Genomic DNA, 17345 nt, shown 5'->3' with positions numbered 1-17345 from the left:
TTGCTGCATGTCGTCTGGGGTCGCCCCGAAACGGAATTGATTGGTCATCAGGGGTTATTGTCCGTTGCCCTGCACCGGCCGGATGCCGGCGGTGGTCAGCAGGGTGTTGCGGGCACCCGCGTCCGCCAGCAGCTCGGCCAACAGTTCGGGCAGCGGCATGCGGCCGCGCCGGACCAGGTCCTCGATGGTGTAGGACAGGGGTGAATGCGGTTCCGTTCGGCGGAAGTACTGGCCGATCTCCGCCAGCAGGGTCAGCGCCTCTTCCCGGCTGGTGATGCCCTTGGCCGGGCGCAGCGGCGCCGCCGCCTCGTCCACGACCGGGGCGCCGGTGGCGGAATGCAGGATGACGTCGGGCACGGCGGCCTCCTCCACCTCTTCCTTGGCCGACAGGCCGGTCAGGAACACCACCGCGTCCTCCACCTCCTCCAGGATGTGGGTGATGGTGGAGGTGGGCGGGGCGTCGGCGCCCGCCCGTTCGGTCAGCAGCCGGTCCAGGTCGCGGAAGGCCTGGCGGCAGGCGCGGATATCGGCCAGCAGCGCCCGGTTGCGCGTCGCCGGCACTTGGCTCATGCGCTGGGACAGGGCGTCCAGCGTGGGCGGCGGGGTGCGGCCGGGACGGCTGCGCGTGTCCGGGGTCTGGCTGGCGCGCTGGGCCAGGGCGTAGTGCCAATAGGCGATGGGCTGGTCCTCGCGCAGCAGCGGCACCTTGCGGATGGGCTGGATCAGCGTGCCCTCCGCCCCATGGCCGTTCAGGCCGCCGATGGGCGCCAGACGAACCGCGATGCCATCCTCATCCGGCTGGGGATGAACACCGTCCCAATACTGCTCCACCAGGCCGGCCAGCAGGCGGAAGCCATCGGCCAGGCCTGCGAAGCCCTCCAGCCGCACGGCGGCCTCGGTCAGCCAGACGGCGACCTCAATGTCCTTGGTGCGCTGGGCCAGGACGCCGCGCGCCAAGTCCTGGATGCGCTGCCATTCGGCCAGCGAGGTCTGGGCCTCATCCTCGGAATCCGCCCGCCGCTCGATGGCGCGGGCGGTGGCGCGCAGATCCTTCAGCTGGAAATAGGTGGCGTCCCCGCCGTTGTGCACGCGCAGATCCGGCCCGCAGGGCTGGTCGCCCGGGATGGGGGCCAGCAGGGCGGGAAGGTCCAGGACGCCGGGGGACACGATCACGCCGTTATCCATCATGCACCTTTCCGCGACGGCCACAGCCGACCCCAGAAGCCGCCCCTGCCCCCGGCAGCGGCGCTAGCATCCAGTGCACGCAGCAGGGCGGCCAGGTCCGTGGGCCGGCGCTTGGGATCGGGCTGCAACATCGTGGCAACCACGCCGCGCAGGCGGTCGGGCACGGCGCTGATGTCGGGAACCTGGCGCCGGGCGGCCATCGCCTCCTCCACCGTCTGGCCCATGGCCAGCTTCTCGCCCCGCGCTGCGGCGACGATGACCAGGCCCAGGCTGTAGATGTCGGACGCGACGCCGATGGCGCCGCCGTGCATGCCCAGCTGCTCCGGCGAGGCGAAGGAGAACTTGCCGGCGAAATCCAGCCCGTCGCGCGGGGTGACGCCGTTGCGCATCTCCCGCGCCACGCCGAAATCGATCAGCTTGGCCGCGGCCGGGTTGTCGCCGGGCAGCAGGATGTTGTCCGGGCTGACGTCGCGGTGGACGATGCCGACGGCGTGCACCGCCGTCAGGCCCGCCGCCAGGCGCCGCAGCAGGGCCTCCAACGCCGTCAGGCCCAAAGGCCCGCGCCGCAGGAAGTAGGACAGCGACTGGCCGTCGATATACTCCAGCACCAGCATGGACCGGCCGTCGCCGTCGCGGTACAGGCCGGCGCAGCTCACCACGGCGTCATGGCGGATGCGCTGCAGCAGGCGGCCTTCCTCGTGGAACAGGCCCACGATCTTGGCGTCGTCGCGGTATTCCGGAATGATGACCTTGATGGCCTGGTCGGTCTTCAGGTCGCGATGGCGCACCCGGTAGATCTCACCCATCCCGCCGCGCGCCAGCAGGGTGCGCACGATGAAGGTGTTCAGCATGGTGCTGCCCGGCGCCACCGACCAACCGGTGGGATCGGCCTTGGGCGCCCCCGGCGTGGCGCTGGCGGCCGGTTCCGGCCCATCCTCCCATGGGCGCTGGGCGGCCTGGATGTGGCGGTCCAGCGCGGCACGGGCGCCGCTCAGCAGGTCCAGGGAGGCGACCTCGTCGAGGCCGGCGCGGTGCGCCTGCGCCCGGACCCCGGCGATGAAGCCCGCCACCTGACTTTCCACCACCTCGCGCGTCGGCACCACCGGGGTGGCGTTCGGCGCGGCGATGTCCGGCGCCACCATGACCTCGGTCAGTTCGGCCGGGGCGAAGCGGGTCAGTTCATCCGGCGCCTCGGGGCTCAGCAGCAGCGAGGTCATCTCGTCCGGCTGCTGCGGCTCCTCGTTCGCCACGGCGGCGCCCGGGTTGGTCAGGACGGCGGCCTGGCTCATTCCGCACCCCCTTGGCGCACGTCCTCAAGCGCCGGCGGCTGGGGCACCGGCGCGGCCGTGGCATGCATGGCGGCCTCGGCCACCGGATGATCGCTTTCAGGCACGTCGACGATGACGGCCGTCAGGTTGTCCGGCGCGCCGCTGACCAGGATGTTCTCGACCAGGGCGTCCACCGTCTCGCGCGGGGGCATGCCCCGCATCAGCGTGGCGATCTCCGTCTCGCTCAGCACCTTGGTGACGCCGTCACTGCACAGCAGGAAGCGGTCGCCGGGCTGGATGACGTCCTGCACCATGTCGATCTCCAGCGTGTCGGCGGCGCCCACGGCGCGGGTGACCAGCATGGTGGCGCGCTGCTGCTGGTTGATGCCGGCGGCCACGTGGTCGGTGGTCAGCTGGCGCAGCCGACCGTCGCGCAGCAGGTAGATGCGGCTGTCACCCACCCACAGGCAATTGAAGCGGTTGGCGTAGATCAGCAGCACCACGGCGGTGGAGGCGATCAGCGCCTGGTCGCCCAGGGTGGCGGCCTGGGCGCGCAGCTTGTCGTTGGCCTCGACCAGGGCCTCGCGCACCTCTTCCACGAAGCCGCCGTAGGACAGCGGCGGCATCACCGCGTCCAGCGCCTTCACGGTCAGGGCGCTGGCCACCTCACCCGCCGAATGGCCGCCCAGGCCATCGGCGACGCACCACAGGCCCAGGTCGGGCCGCAGCAGCAGGGCATCCTGGTTGATGGTGCGGCGGGTGCCGGGATGGGTGCGGCCGTGGCTGGGCAGCGCCACCACCGGACGCAGCAGCAGGATGGGCAGTTCCTCGTCCGCCAGGTGCAGCGCCGTGTCGGCCGGGCGTTCCCAGCCCCAGCGCTCCCAGCGCCCGTCCAGGAAGGCGGCGTAGTTCTGCGGCGCCGGCAGGCCCGGGGAGATCAGCAGCGAGGACGCCACCTTGTCCGACCCGGTGGTCCACCACAGGCTGAAGCGGTTGTTGAAGCCGATCAGCACCTGGTCCAGCAGTTCGGCATAGGCGCCGCCCAGGGCGCCCCGGCCGCTGGCGCCGCCATTATTGGCCAGCCCGACGCGGAAGGCGCTGCTTTCCACCGGCCCGCGCGTGGTGTCGTAGGGCGGCGCGCCCAGCACCCGGGCGGCCTGGTCAAAGCTGTCGAAGTTGAAGTCGTCGTCCAGCGAGGTCAGCGCCAGATCCTCCACCTTGTCGAACCAGGCGCGACCGCTTTCGATCAGGCGGATGGGGGCGACGCAGCCGGGCAGCGGCGTCGCCAGCACAAGGGGGAAGTAGCGCCCCACCCGGTCGACGCTGGGCATCAGCACGCCGGCCATGGCCGTGTCGCCGCAGACCCCCGGCCCCAGAACGAAGCGCCAGACCGGCGTGTCCAGGTAGCTGGGCAGCCACGCCTCGCCCATCTGCCGCTGGCTGGTGGCGAGCGACGCCTGCAGCCATTCGTCCAGCGGGCGGACGATCGCTGGGTCCAGCCGCCGGGAGACGAAGTCCCCCCGCGCCGGGATCTTGCCGAAGAAACCCGGCTCGTGAGCCGAGACGGCGCCATTCAGAAAGAGACTGGACAACGGAACGCCCTCAGTTCTTTGAGGATGAAGGGGTTGAGCGAGGTGCTGGACTTCACCTCGAAGCCGGCGTTGTGGGTGCCGGAGGCGAAATTGACGCGGAAGTTGTCACTGCCCAGGGGCGTGACCGTGCCCTGGTCCACCAGGTGGAACAGCGACCAGGGACCGCTTTTCAGCACGCTCTGCGGCAGGCCGTCGGTTACCTCGAACACCACGCGGCTGACGCCGTTGGGGTCGTTGTCCGGCCATTGGAGCGAAGCCGGCCACTGCGGCCCGTGCTGGTATTCGATCTGCTGGCCGCCGCTGGCGAACAGCACGCCGGTGGACTTCGGATCCAGGGTCACCGGCGTCACCTGCAGGGCGACACGGGGCTGCTGGCCGCCGTCGGGGAAGAAGGCGTCGCGGATCTGGGCGGCATACTGGAAGGAGGCCAGCACACTGTCGGGAATGCCCAGGCCGGTGTCGCCCACCTTGGTCCAGCGCCACTTGGTGCCCGAGGTATCGACCAGCGTCTTCAGATGGTTGTTGAAGAAATTGTCCAACATGCCGTTGGGGGCGAACAGCCGGGTGAAGTCACCCACCGAGATTTCCTTGCTGCTGTCCTTGGCGAAGGGATAGCGGCCGTTGACGGCGCGGGTGCAGAAGCCGCCCACCTCGCCGCCCCAGAGATTGCTCAACTGGGCCCGGGCACCGCCCACCGACTGTTCCGACGCGCTGCCGGTGATGGTGGCGATCCAGCCGTTGACCGGGCGCGGCATCTGCGCCGCCTGGGTGTTCAGCATCTGGATGGGGCCGCCGGCACCGCCGTGTGAGGCGCGGGTGTACATGGCCATGCGGCCGTTGCCGGGCCCGCTGGCGACGTTGCTCAGTTCCTGATAGGCCTCGCCCAACAGGCGCACCAGATCCTCCGCCCGCGCCGGTGCGCCGTTGCTGGGCGTGACGAAGTCGGCGATGGGCTGGAAGTGCTGGGCCACGGCCACGGCGCCGGCCGGCGCGTCCGGCGTGGGCAGGGCCGCCGGGGCGGGAGCACCGCCGGGCCCCGGGATGGCCTTGGGCAAGCCCGGCAGGGGGACGATCTGCGTTTCCGCCGCAATGTCCTTCAGCAGCTTCAGCATCGGCATGTCGGGGCTGGACACCAGGTTCAGCACAGCGATGGTCTGCTGCATGTCGGCCAGCGGCACGATGCGCAGGTCGCCCAGCATGGTGTCCCACTGCTGGATGTAGTCGGCGTAGTACAGCTGCGTCACCCGCTCGCGCAGGTCATCGGCCTGGGCCGCCTGCTGCGCCTGGGCGTTGGCCCCGGCGGGCTTGTCACCCAGCACCCAGCTCTGCCCCTGCACCTCGGCGATGACGGCGGAGAGCGCCGGCTGGAAGGCCTTATAGCCTTCCGGCGTGTATAGGCCTGGGATGCCCTCGGTCAGCGGCTTGCCGGAGACGCGGGTGAAGACATGGTCGGCCGTGGCGCCGGCATGGTCGACGGGGCGCCACTGCGGCAGCTGGCTGATGCCTTCGTGCTGGCGGACCAGGGCGTAGACCCGCTCGGCCGGGGCCAGCTTTTCCAGGCTGCGCCGCGACTGGGTGATCAGGTTGGCGTCCAAGGGGATGGGCGTCAGGCTGCCCCGGGTCAGCAGGCTGTCCAGGTGGCGTGCCAGGTCGTCGCGCAGGCCCTTGTTGGCCTCGCCCGGCCAGGTGGCGGCCCAGTCGGCCACCATCCACTGGCGCACGGCGGCGGCGTCCAAGGGGCCGCGGCTGCCCAGCATCAGGTAGATCTTGAGCGCGCCGGCCACGAAGTCGTCGTCATCCTCGTGCGCCCGGATCTGGTCCTGCAGCCGCACCAGCAGGCGGGGCAGCATCAGGCCGTTCAGCGCCCGGTGGTACACGGCGGCGTGTACCGTCTTCAGCTTGTCGCCCTGGTAGAGGCCGAAGGTCAGCCACTGGCTGGCCACACCCTCGTTGTTCTCCAGGCCCGTGGGCAAGTTGCGCAGGATGTTCAGCGGCTTGACCACGCGGGCCAAGTCGGCGTCCGTCACGCCCTGGCTGGGGATGCCGGCGGCCGCCTTGTCATAGGCCTGCAGGCCGTCATCGATCAGGGCCACCTGGCGCTTGTTCTCCTGGTAGCCGGTGCTCCAGGCATAGGCCAGTACGGCCAGGATGACGGCGGCGGAGGCGTACGTCGCGATGCGCAGGCGGCGGCGGCGCTGCTCCACCTTGGGGTTCAGGCTGACGACGGCGGCCTCGGCGAAGATCACCTCGTTGAACAGCCGGGTCAGGAAATAGCTGCGGCCCTGGCGGTTGTTGGCCGGCATGCGCACCGGATCCAGGCCGAAGGTGGCGGCGATGGTGGCCATGGTGCGGTCGATGGGCATGCCCACCTGCACGCTGCTGGTGAAGTAGCTGCCGCGCAGCAGGGGCCGCGTCTCATAGGGGCTGGCGCGGAAGATTTCCGTGAGGATCTCCAGCAGCGCGTCGCTGAGGCTGGCCACCTGGTTGGGGAAGTTGAACACCAGGCCGCGGCGCTCGATGTCCGCCTCCTGCTGCACCCGTTCCAGCAGCCGCTCGTTCAGGCGGATGACCAGGCCCTCCAGCTCCTGCGGGAACTGCTCGACCACGCCGGGGCTGTCGGCGGCGCCGTCGTCCAGGGGGAAGGTCATGCCCCAGACCTGTTCGCGTTCCGACTTGCCCAGGTTGTCGAAGTATTCGACGAAGCCGGGCACCAGATCGACCTTGGTGAACAGCATGTAGACCGGGAAGCGCAGGCCGAAGCGGTCGTACAGCTCGTTCAGGCGCAGGCGGATGGCGCGGGCGTGGTTCAGGCGCTCGGTGGGATCGGGGGCCATGAGGTCGGCCAGGCTCATCACCACGATGGCGCCGTTCACCGGCTGGCGCGGGCGGTAGCTTTTCAGCAGGTCCAGGAAGCCCAGCCAGGCGGCCTGGTCCTGGTGCGGATCGCTGTCCTGCGTGGTGTAGCGGCCGGCCGTGTCCAGCAGGATGGCTTCGTCCGTGAACCACCAGTCGCAGTTGCGGGTGCCGCCGATGCCCTTCAGGGGGTCGCGGCCGATGGTGGTGGACAGCGGGAAATTCAGGCCCGAGGTCAGCAGGGCCGAGGTTTTGCCCGAGCCCGGCGGCCCGACCATGATGTACCAGGGCAGCTGGTAGAGATAGCCCCGGCCCATGCCCTTGCGGCCGGCCTTCTTGCGCAGCTGGCTCAGCGCCTCTTGCAGGCGGTCGCGCAGCAGGCGGAGTTCCTCGGCGGAGGCGGCGTCGGCGCCGCGGCGCTTCTCCTCCTCGCTGGGGTCGGTCAGGTCGTGGACCATGCGCCGGTCGGTCTGCCGGGCCTTCAGGTTGACCTGAAGGTTGAAGGCGGCCCAGGTGGCGAACACGGCGCAACAGGCGATCAGGCGCACCAGGTCGCCTTCCAGCGGGCGGTGGCTGCCCACCGCCACCAGGGCGCCGAAGAACCAGATGACCAGGGCGAAGCCGATGGCCCATACCAGGGACCAGGCCCAGCGGGCGCGGAAGGGCTGCGCCAGAGCGGAAATCAGGGGCTGCGCGAAGTAAACGCTGCTGGGGACGTTCATTGGGCCGTTCCCTGGTTGGCAGTCGGGGCGGGCGTCGCGGTCGGGGTCGCCGAGGCGGCCGACGGCACCGGCTGGGCGGCCGCGGGCGAGCTCAGGATCACATCGATGCGACGGTTGGCTTCCCGGCCGGCGTCCTGGTCGTTGGTGGCGATGGGCTGGGTGTCGGCCATGCCCTGGGCCTTCAGACGGGACTTGTCGGCCAGGTGGGTGGCGATGACGGCGGCGACCGCGTCGGCACGGGCCTGTGACAAATGCCAGTTCGACGGGAACCGGATGGTGCGGATGGGAATATTATCGGTATGCCCCGTGATCAGCACAGCGCCGGGCCGGGTGTTCAGGGCCTCGCCGATACGGTTCAGCAGGGCGGTGTAGCTTTCGTTCACCTCGCTGCTGCCGGACGCGAACATGCCGGCGTTGCGGATGCGCACGACGGTGTCCGTGCCCTGGGGCACCACGGTCACCAGGCCCTGGGCGATCTCCGGCGCCAGGAAGGCGCGGAACTGGTCCAGATCCTTGGACTTGGGCTGCACCGGCGCCGTGGGCTGGGCCAGGGCGACGCTGGGCTGTCCCACCGGCGGCAGGGTGGCCATCTTTTCCAGCGTGGCGTCGGAACTGCCGTTCAGCGCGAAGCTGAAGCCCGTGGCCATCACCGTGATGATGATCAGGGTGGCCGCCATGACGGTCCAGAACTCGATGCTGGGCAACAGGGGGCGGAAGGGTGCCTCCACCCCGCGCCAATGCACCGACAGCTCACGCTCGGCCTCGCCGCGCCGCTGGGTCAGGATGCGGTAGAGGTTGTCGCGGATGCGGGAGTGTTCCAGCGAGCCCTGCGGCAGGATGCGCAGCCGGCCCTCGAAGCCCAGCGACAGGCACAGGTACATCAGCTCCAGCACCTGGAAGTTGGCGGCCGGATCCTTCAGCAGGTGGTTCAGCAGATCGTAGAAGCGCTCACCCCCGGTCACGTCGATGTGGAAGGTGATGACCATGCCGGCCCGCGCCCAGGTGCTGCTGGCACCCCACGGGGTGTTCAGCACGATATCGTCGATGGTGGCGCACAGGGCGTAGTGGGCGGCGCGCGCCGCCTCGTTGGTGACGCCGGTGCCCTGCGCCCGCTTCTCGAAGGTCTTGATCTCGTCGGCGACGCGCTCGCGCAGTTCCTCGATATTGGACTGGGCGGCGGACGTGCGCAGGCGGCGGGCCAGCGTCAGGATGGGGCCGGCGGCGGCCACCAGCGGGTTGAGGCCGCCCAGCGTCAAATCGACCGTGTCTTCCGGCGCGTAGTCGGTGGGTGGCGCCACCAGTTGCACCGGCGCCGAACGGCGGCCGCCGGGCGTCGGCTTGATGATGGTCGGCTCGTGGGCCGTCTGGCCGTAGCTGGGATAGGACATCACGCACCCCCCTTGATGGCCCACAGCTCCATTTCGATCTGCGCGAAATCACCCGCCAGGTGCAGGGCGATGCCGCCGGACTTTTGAAGCTGCTTGAAATGCTGGCTGCTGCGGTCCAGCTCGAAGAAGACTTGGCCGCTGCGGTATGGAAGCTGGCGGGGCGCCACCGGCAGGGGCCGGACATTGATGCCGGGCAGCGCCACGTTCACCAGCTGGGCGATCTGTTCCACCGGGCCGATCTTCACCTGGTTGGGGAAGACGCGGCGCAGGTGCTCCACCGGCATGTCCGCGTTCACCGCCAGCACGAAGGTGGCGTTGAACAGCAGCGACCGATCGACGATGACGCCGACCTTGATGCCATGGCGGCGGGCCTGCAGCGGGATGGCGACGGCGGTCTGCTCCAGCACGGCGCTCAAGGAGGCGCGCAGGTCGGAGAAGACGGGCCGGAAGGTGTTCTGCAAATCCTCGTGCCGGTATTCGGGGAACACGGCGGCGCGCTTGGCCTCGGTGGTGAAGGTGGCCAGTTCCCCCGCCACCTCGACGCAGAGGCGGTAGAACCGCTCCGGATGCAGCATGGGCGCCGTGGCGGCGTAATGGCGCAGCAGCGGCTCATACCGGTTCACGGTCTGCAACAGCAGGAAGTCCGCGATCTCCGCCGCCCCCTTGGCCGAGGGGCCGGACAGACGGCCGGCCAGGGCCTCGGCCCGGTGCTGGATCAGGGCCTGCAACTCGGTCAGGAAGGCGGCCAGCGGCGCCTGGGCCGCGACCGAGGTGACCGGGGCGATGAACTGCTCATCCAGGATGATGGCGCGGTCGGACCGCACCTCGACCACCCGGGCGATGGCGATCTTTTCATATCCCGCAAGCGGCTGCGTCTCCGGCGCCAGACGCAGGCGCAGCCGGGCGACATCCATGGCCGCCGCCTGGTCGCTGCCGAGGTTGGCGTCCTCCGCCTCATACCGCGCCGGGACGAAGCGGGTGATGGCGTCCTCGGAATTGGTCAGCCCCACCTCGGCGCCGCCCGGCTGGCGCACGGGCAGCGTCAGGTAGATGACGCAGTTCTTGGTGGTGTCGAACAGCTCCAGCGGCGGCGGATGGTCGGCCTCGTCCGGGATGGAGAAGGGCGTGCCGTCGGGCAGGATGCCCTTGGCGGAGACGATGGCGAACTTGCCGATGCCCAGCAGTTCCCGGTTTATCGTCAGCTCGCTCAAGCCCCAGGAGAAGGGGGTCAGCGGTTCGGTGCGCGCGTGCAGCAGCCGTTCCACATGGCGGTCGGCTTGCTGGAAATGCTGGACACGCAGGAACATGCCCTCGGTCCAGACCACGCGGTTGGCGGACATCATGGCCGGGGCCTCACTTGGTGGGGGTGCGCTTGGACGCGTCGGCCGCCGCCGCGGTGCCGGGCGGGGTGCCGGCGTCGGCCGTGTCGCGCTTCACCACCAGGCCGTTGGCGCCGACGGTGACGTTCAGCGTCACCGGGCCGGTGTCCGGCAGGGCCACGACCTCCCGCCAGTTGGCCTGGTCGATGGCGCGATAGGCGGCGACGATGCCGACGTAGTGCACCTTGTCGTTCTGCGGCAAGACCATCTGCTTCTTGTCGCCGGGCTGCAGCACGAACTCGTCCCGGCCCAGCTGGTCGGTGCCCAGTGCCTGGGTATCGTGCTGGATCAGCTGAATGGGGGCGGCGATGGTGAACTTGTCCTTGGACGCCAGCTGGTAGACGCGCGTCACGATGGGCGACGGACGGCCCAGCGTGTCGGGATTGGCGTCGGGCCCGACGTTGATCGACACCGGCACGGTGGTGCGCACCGGCGGCGGGGGCGGCGGCTCGTGCGAGCAGGCCGCCAGCTGCAGGACGGCACCGGCGAGCACGGTGGCGAGGGCCGCACGGCTCATGGGGTGCTGGGTGGAACGGCGGGCGGTGGTCGTGGCGAAAGGCATCGTCTAGAGGACCCTGTTAGTCTGGGCAGTCTCGGGGCTGGGGTTATCCCCAGGCGGCTGGCGGACGGGTGGAGGTGAGGCGGGTGCCAGGCGGGGACGAAAGTGATCCCAGGCGGTTCAGAGGCTTCTGAACTGCTGGGTGTAGGCGGAGGAAAATTTGCTGCCGAGGGGCGGTCCCGACGACTGTTCGCCCATCATGCGCTGGTGGACCTGCTCGTACCGTTCCCAGCAGCGGGCCTTGTGCACCTGCGGCAGCATGGAGGCGCTGACGTCGTTCTTGATGGTCTCGGGCGACAGCTGTTCCAGCACGTCGCCCACCACCGTCTTCATGCCGGCGATCAGGGCCACCTCGTGGGCCTTGATGTCGCGCAGGCTTTCGCGGATGGCCTCCGGCGCGTCCATGAAGCCCATGACCCGCCGGCCGATCAGCACGGACAGCGTGCCGTCCAGGTTGGCGGAGAACTTCAGGGGATTGTTCTCCTTGGCGCGCAGCAGCGTGTGCTCGATGCGGAACTCGGATTTCAGGAAGGCGCGCAGTTCCAGCAGCTCACGCAGGCCGTTGACCGCCTCGCGCAGGGCGACGCCCATCTTGTGCATCAGCGCCGGGGCGTCGGATGCGTCCACCGCGTCCAACGGCAGGCCGACGCCGGCCAGGAAGGCCTCGAACACGTCGTTGGGGATCTGGGGGGGCGGGTTCTGGGGGTTGGGAGCCTGGGGGTTGGGAGCCTGGGCGGGCGCCGACTGGAGCTGAGCCTGGGCAAGGGGCGAGGCCTGCGCCGCCGGCTGAGGCGGGGCGACCGGGACGGCCTGCGCCACCGGAGGCACGGCCGGTGTGGCGAGCGCCGCCGGGTTCATGGTGCCCAGCCCCACGACGGGTGCGACGGCGGGGGAAACGGGAGGGACCCGCGCCACGGGGGTGGCCACCGGCTGGGGCCGCACCTGGGCGGCGGCGGAGTTGATGGGCAGGATGGTGGCGCCGGCGCCATTGACCGGACCAGCGGCCGGACTAGCCGGGGCGGGGCTGGAAACGGCAGGGTTGGCGACGCGGGCCGTGGCCTGGCCGTTACGGGTCCCGGCGAAGGCCTCCGCCATCACCTGGGCGGCGGCGCTGACGGACTCCAGCTCATCCTGCGCCGCGACGCCATCGACGCCCTCGGCCTGCCAGTCCATGGGGATGACCGGGTGCTTGACCTCAGGCGCCTCGAAATAGGCGCCGGTACCGGAATGGGCGGCCAGCGACGGGGCCAGCGCGCCACCGAACGGCGCCTCCACCTCCGCCTCCCCTTCCCCCAGCATGTCGGTCAGCTGCATCTCGGCGACGCGGTCGCCGGCCAGGACCTGGGTCAGCGAGGGGACATAGCCGGTATGGCCGTTGTTGAGCCCCTCCAGGCCGTAATCCATGTCTGGATCAGCCAGGGCCCCGCTGGTCATGCCCGATCCGGACAGGGGATGGCCAATGCCGGCCACACGGCCGGCGCCGTTCACCGTCGCCATGGGGGACACCGAGGCCGCGGGCTGGTCGCTGATTTCCAAGCGCAGGGTGCAGGGGCCCAGATTGATGACATCGCCGTCATTCACCGGCTGGCTGTTGCCCCGGCCCAGGGGGGCGGCCGCCCCGCCGACGTAGACGCCGTTGGTACTGGTGTCCGTCACGAAATAGGTCTGGCCGCGCAGATCTATCCGGCAGTGCTGCTTCGACAGGTGGCGCTGGGGGTCGTTGACCACCCAGTCGTTCTCGGCGCCACGGCCGATGGTGAAACTGGCGCCATCGCAGACGCGGGTTTCGCCTTCGGATATGGAGCAGTCCCCGGCCGAAAGAACACGTAAGACAAGGGCCATCTGATCCTCGCTGCGCAAGGACGGCATTGGCGACGTCACTGAGAGGTCGACAACGTGTCCAATCTTTTAACGATAAATTTACCAAGCAATGCACGCTGATATAATTCGGAAGATAGTTCCGTCGACCCCCCAGAAACGGTTCTCGGCGGCTTATCCAGATAGAGGTAGAGATATGGGCGGACCGCATCGGCCCCCAGTCATAGGGCATAGCTTCAAAGTATATTTTGAACACAATTTTAATCGATATTTTAAGCAATCGCCTTTGTAATTGCTGGGGAAATTCCGGAAGCCTATTCCTTATCCCGTGGCTCTATAACTGCCGGAATGAAGCGGATATATATCTACAAAACCTAGGTCATATGACCCGGCGGACAGGTGCCCTGACACCCCTTGGAACCAGCTTTCCGCCCCCCGGTCCAACCCAATAACGCGTTAATACGAAGGTGCCTACCCCCCTGAACCGCGCGGAATCCCTTGGGTTTACCGCCGCCTTGCAGTGAAAGCAGGCGTTCCGGCCGGCAATTGGGTCCGCCATCAGGATATGCGGCATCAAGCTTCCTATACCGGAAGGGCGTAACCCTTCGTGGAATGGCCAAAGCGCCGGCAGCAAATCAGAATTGAAGCACGGGCGTTCAATTCTACAGTAACGGCCGATTTTTAAAGCTACATCAACATGAAGCCACCTCCCATTCACCTGCGGTTAAAGAATAAATTGCGTCACTTTCTTGCCGTATTCATGACGGCATAGGAAACGCGCCAGCACGCGCGGCCCTTGACGCCCCGCCGCCGGCCCATAGTTCTGTGTCGCGCCGAAGTTACAGGGGCGGTCTGAAAGGTTTTGAAATCACACCGTGTGAACGGTGGGTTAACAGATGATGACAGTAGCAGCCAGGCGGCCATGCCGCCGCGACTGAGGACGTTCGGCGCGCATCCGTCCGCCGGGCATACGAGGATTTGATGGACGGTTACACGCAAGCGGAACGGTTGCTGGGGATCGAGAGCCCCTTGGGGCCCGACCAGCTTTTGCTGGAAGCGCTGGAGGGGACGGAGGGCGTGTCGATGCCCTTTGAGTTCCGCGCGACCGTGCGCGCCATGGACGACAACGTCGATCCCGCCGCCCTGGTGGCACAGAGCGTGGACCTGAAGCTGCGCCTGGATGACGGCGTCTACCGCGTCTTCAACGGCGTCGTCGCCTCGCTCACCGGCGGCCATGCCGCCTCCCGCGGGCAGCGGCACTATGTCCTGCGCGTCGTCCCCCGCCTGTGGTTCCTGACCCGCACCAGCGACTGCCGCATCTTCCAGAACAAGACCACCCTCGACATCCTGGAGACCATCTTCGGCGAGTTGGGCGTCACCCAGTACGACTTCTCCGGCGTCAGCGCCCCGCCCCCGCGCGAGTACTGCGTGCAGTACCGCGAGACCGACTTCGCCTTCGTCTCCCGCCTGATGGAGGAGGACGGCCTCTACTACTTCTTCCGGCATGAGGCGGGGAAACACACCCTGGTCCTGGGCTCCCAGACCTCCGCCTACCAGACGGGGGATGAGCCGCTGATCCCCTTCAGCGCCACCTCCTCCCGCTCCAACCACATCACCGAGTGGCACCGCAGCCACGCCTACCAGGCCAGCGCCTGGGCCATGACCGACTACAACTTCCAGACCAGCAAGCTGGACCTGAAGCGGACCATCCCCACCGTCTCCAGCTACAGCCAGGATCCCCAGCACGAGCACTTCGACTATCCCGGCCTGCACGACAGCGCCGGCGATGGCGAGCGACGGGCCAAGCTGGCCATGCAGGCGGAGGAGGTGGAGCGCGAGACCGTGCAGGGCGCCAGCGACTGCCGCTCCATGACCCCCTGCGGCCGCTTCCAGCTGACCGACCATCCCGTCGCCGCCGAGAACGGCGCCTATGTCGTGCTCTCCGCCAGCCACCGGGCCAGCGACCTCAGCTATGAGGGCGGCGGCGCCAGCCATTCCGGCTACGCCAACCACTTCACCTGCCTGCCGGCCGCCACCCCCTTCGTGCCCCGCCGCGCCACCCCCCGCCCCACCATCTCCGGCCTGCAGACCGCCGTCGTGGTCGGCCCCAAGGGCCAGGAGATCCACACGGACAAGCACGGCCGGGTGAAGGTGCAGTTCTTCTGGGACCGGCGCGGCCAGTCCAACGAGGGCAGCTCCTGCTGGGTCCGCGTCGCCCAGGGCTGGGCCGGCCGCGGCTTCGGCGCCCAGACCATCCCCCGCATGGGCATGGAGGTCGTCGTCGCCTTCCTGGAAGGCAACCCAGACCGGCCCGTCATCCTGGGCTCCGTCCCCAATTCCGAGACCACAGCCCCCCTCGGCCTGCCCGCCCAGAAAACCCAGACCACCTTCCGAACCGCCAGCAGCCCAGGCGGCGCAGGCTTCAACCTCTTCACCCTGGAAGACAAGGCCGGCGCCGAGGAAATCGCCTTCCACTCCCAAAAAGACCTCTCCATGGTCGTCCAGAACAACGCCTTCGAGACGGTGACCAAGGCGTCGGTGCGCCAGGCGGGGCAGGTGCTGGCCTTCAAGGTGGGCAACAGTTCCATCCAGTTCACGCCGGACAACATCATCCTGTCCAGCAACGGCAGCACCGTGGTGATGGACAAGGACGGCATCCGCCACAAGGGCGGCAAGATCTGGCTGAACATGAAGGAGCCGGCGCCGGCCAAGCCGCCGGGCCAGGACTTCAAGGCCGAGGGCTCCGCCTGGGCGGCCAACAAGACCACGGGTCCCGTCACCGCCAAGGTCCTGGGCGCGGAAGGATCGATCACCGCCCACGCCGACCCGACCAAGGCGACGGTGGACGCCAAGGGCGAAATCGCCATGGCCCGCATTTCCGCCAAGGGCAAGAACAGCTGGGGTGAAGTTTCCGGCGGCATGGACATCTTCGCCGCGGAGGGCACGGGCCACGCCGGCGTCACCACCAACGGCCTGGGCGCCCAGGGTGAGGCCAAGGCGGCCATGCAGCGCGTCACGGTCGAAGGCATCGCGGGCGACCTGAACAAGGGCGGTGGCGGGGTGAAGGGAACGGGCGAGCTGTTCTCCGCCGACGCCAAGGGCCAGGCCCTGCTGGGGGACGACGGCCGCTATATCGGCGCCGCGCTGGGCGGCAAGGCCGGGGCCCGCGTGGCCCAGGCCAGCGCGGAAGAGAACGTGACCATACCCATCGGCTGGCTGCCCGGCGTGCCCGATGACTGGACCATCGCCGTGAAGGGCGAACAGGGCGTTTCCGCCGGCAGCGCCGGCATCGGCGCCGGTGGCTACGGCTACTACGACCGGGTGGACCAGCGGACGCATGCTGGCATCTTCGGCGATATCGAAGCCGGCCTGGGCATCAAGACCGGCCTGGACGCCAGCATAGGCCCCGCCCCCAAGGGAGGTGCCCCATGACGCCCCATGTCCGACAGGACCGTGGCGTCCTATTCTTCATCCTGGCGGCCGGCCTGCTTGCCGCCCTTACACCGCGTACCCACGCCGCGGAGACCATCACCGCGAAGGAACGACCCATGGCAGACCTGCGAACCACCGTTCAAGCCACCCGCGCGGAGGTGGAGCGCGACTATCTGCACCAGGCTTTCCCCAGCCCGGTTCCGGCCTTCGCCTTTGAAGTGATGATTCCCAAGAATTGGCAGTGGTTCGAAAAGGACGGGCGGCCCGCCAAGGCGGACGGCGGCCTGCAACTGCTGGCCCGGTACGGCGGGCAAAGCCAGGACGCCATCATCGAGGTTTACGCCCAGCAGATCGAACGCGAGGTGGCGCCGGAGGATTGGCTGGATCCCTGGATGGCGGCGAACCACTACACCGTGGTGGCCCGCCGCAGCATTCCCTCGGACGCGGGGCGCAACGCCGACGTGCTGGCCTCGCGCACCGTGCAAGGCCAGCCCTATCTCTACCGGCTGCGCACCTTCAAGAACGGCAAGTTCATCTATCTGCTGCACAGCTTCGCCCCCGAACGCCGCTATACCACGGCGGAGGATACCTTCCTGGTGGCGGCCGCCTCCTTCAAGCTGACGGAGGCCAAGCCCCAGCCCTACATGGAAATCCTTCAGGATGTCGCCTTGAACAAGGTCTTCCAGCTGGGCTTCAAGGTGCCGGCATCCTGGACGGTGCGGGCAGACGAAAGCGTCGATGCCGATTGCCAATCCTGGGGCTTGTCCAATGGCACGGGCGCGGACCGGGCCGGCATGATCAACGTCTACACCGCCCCGCGCGGCCGCTTCCGCGCGCCCGACCAGATCGCCCATCTGGTGGCGGACGGGATGCGGCATCTGGGCGCCAGTTTCGCTGACGGCACGCTGCGCGAGGTGTCCACGGGCACCGCCGGTGTTACCTTCTGGACGGCGGACACCCCCGCGACGCTGAGCGAGCGCTCCGCTCTGGTGCGGCAGACGGTGATCGCCACGGCCAAGGGCTGGGCGGTCTTCACCCTGGTCACGCCTGCCGGCCCTTCCGATCCCTACCTGGTGACGGCCATCAACAAACGCGCCTTCGACATCGCCATCACCAGCCTGTTGACCGCCTTGGCTCCGGCAGGCTGAT

At 68.7% G+C, this 17345-nt stretch carries 10 protein-coding genes; 2 read left to right on the top strand and 8 right to left on the bottom strand.

Annotation, left to right across the window (positions count from 1 at the left end; genetic code table 11):
* Nucleotides 1-54 precede the first annotated feature (54 nt).
* The 8 genes from tssA to tagH all read right to left on the bottom strand — a co-directional run bounded on the left by tssA (nt 55) and on the right by tagH (nt 12788).
* Nucleotides 55-1188, bottom strand: a complete 1134-nt coding sequence (tssA, locus tag FBZ89_RS24565; protein WP_145753026.1) for a type VI secretion system protein TssA — start codon at nt 1186-1188, stop codon at nt 55-57.
* Nucleotides 1185-2474 (bottom strand): serine/threonine-protein kinase, encoded by a 1290-nt coding sequence (locus FBZ89_RS24560; protein ID WP_145753025.1) that lies wholly within the window; start codon nt 2472-2474, stop codon nt 1185-1187. The genes tssA and FBZ89_RS24560 overlap by 4 nt, the downstream gene beginning before the upstream one ends.
* Nucleotides 2471-4045 (bottom strand): type VI secretion system-associated protein TagF, encoded by a 1575-nt coding sequence (tagF, locus tag FBZ89_RS31655; protein ID WP_246172542.1) that lies wholly within the window; start codon nt 4043-4045, stop codon nt 2471-2473. The genes FBZ89_RS24560 and tagF overlap by 4 nt, the downstream gene beginning before the upstream one ends.
* The gene (gene tssM / locus FBZ89_RS24545) at nt 4027-7620 is read right to left on the bottom strand and encodes a type VI secretion system membrane subunit TssM (RefSeq protein ID WP_145753023.1); all 3594 of its coding nucleotides are present in this window, start codon (nt 7618-7620) and stop codon (nt 4027-4029) included. The genes tagF and tssM overlap by 19 nt, the downstream gene beginning before the upstream one ends.
* Complete coding sequence (icmH, locus tag FBZ89_RS24540) at nt 7617-9008, bottom strand: type IVB secretion system protein IcmH/DotU (protein ID WP_145753021.1); 1392 nt, start codon at nt 9006-9008, stop codon at nt 7617-7619. The genes tssM and icmH overlap by 4 nt, the downstream gene beginning before the upstream one ends.
* Complete coding sequence (tssK, locus tag FBZ89_RS24535; protein WP_145613987.1) at nt 9008-10351, bottom strand: type VI secretion system baseplate subunit TssK; 1344 nt, start codon at nt 10349-10351, stop codon at nt 9008-9010. Before tssK ends, icmH begins: the two co-directional genes overlap by 1 nt.
* 10 nt (nt 10352-10361) lie before the next feature.
* Nucleotides 10362-10949, bottom strand: a complete 588-nt coding sequence (gene tssJ, locus FBZ89_RS24530) for a type VI secretion system lipoprotein TssJ (protein WP_145753020.1) — start codon at nt 10947-10949, stop codon at nt 10362-10364.
* Between the two features lie 117 nt (nt 10950-11066).
* Complete coding sequence (gene tagH / locus FBZ89_RS24525) at nt 11067-12788, bottom strand: type VI secretion system-associated FHA domain protein TagH (RefSeq protein WP_186457558.1); 1722 nt, start codon at nt 12786-12788, stop codon at nt 11067-11069.
* Nucleotides 12789-13745: 957 nt separating this feature from the next.
* On the opposite strand from tagH, the gene FBZ89_RS24520 reads away from it, so the two are divergent.
* Together FBZ89_RS24520 and FBZ89_RS24515 are read left to right on the top strand one after the other, a co-directional pair.
* Entirely contained in the window at nt 13746-16196 is a 2451-nt protein-coding gene (locus FBZ89_RS24520; protein WP_145753015.1) for a type VI secretion system Vgr family protein, read from the top strand.
* A complete protein-coding gene (locus FBZ89_RS24515) occupies nt 16193-17344 on the top strand; it encodes a DcrB/PsbP domain-containing protein (RefSeq protein ID WP_145753013.1) in 1152 nt (383 codons plus the stop codon). The genes FBZ89_RS24520 and FBZ89_RS24515 overlap by 4 nt, the downstream gene beginning before the upstream one ends.
* Nucleotide 17345 lies beyond the last annotated feature (1 nt).

This window comes from Nitrospirillum amazonense (assembly GCF_007828045.1).
In the GTDB taxonomy this organism is placed as follows: Bacteria; Pseudomonadota; Alphaproteobacteria; order Azospirillales; family Azospirillaceae; genus Nitrospirillum; species Nitrospirillum amazonense_C.
The sequence above is the reverse complement of the archived record's forward strand: the minus strand, read 5'-3'. Positions and strand labels throughout refer to the sequence as shown.

Coding starts and splice junctions, on each gene's coding strand:
- FBZ89_RS24515 (WP_145753013.1), top strand. CDS start 16,193: ATGACGCCCCATGTCCGACAGGACCGTGGCGTCCTATTCTTCATCCTG.
- FBZ89_RS24520 (WP_145753015.1), top strand. CDS start 13,746: ATGGACGGTTACACGCAAGCGGAACGGTTGCTGGGGATCGAGAGCCCC.
- tssK (WP_145613987.1), bottom strand. CDS start 10,351: ATGATGTCCGCCAACCGCGTGGTCTGGACCGAGGGCATGTTCCTGCGT.
- FBZ89_RS24560 (WP_145753025.1), bottom strand. CDS start 2,474: ATGAGCCAGGCCGCCGTCCTGACCAACCCGGGCGCCGCCGTGGCGAAC.
- tssM (WP_145753023.1), bottom strand. CDS start 7,620: ATGAACGTCCCCAGCAGCGTTTACTTCGCGCAGCCCCTGATTTCCGCT.
- tssJ (WP_145753020.1), bottom strand. CDS start 10,949: ATGCCTTTCGCCACGACCACCGCCCGCCGTTCCACCCAGCACCCCATG.
- icmH (WP_145753021.1), bottom strand. CDS start 9,008: ATGTCCTATCCCAGCTACGGCCAGACGGCCCACGAGCCGACCATCATC.
- tssA (WP_145753026.1), bottom strand. CDS start 1,188: ATGATGGATAACGGCGTGATCGTGTCCCCCGGCGTCCTGGACCTTCCC.
- tagH (WP_186457558.1), bottom strand. CDS start 12,788: ATGGCCCTTGTCTTACGTGTTCTTTCGGCCGGGGACTGCTCCATATCC.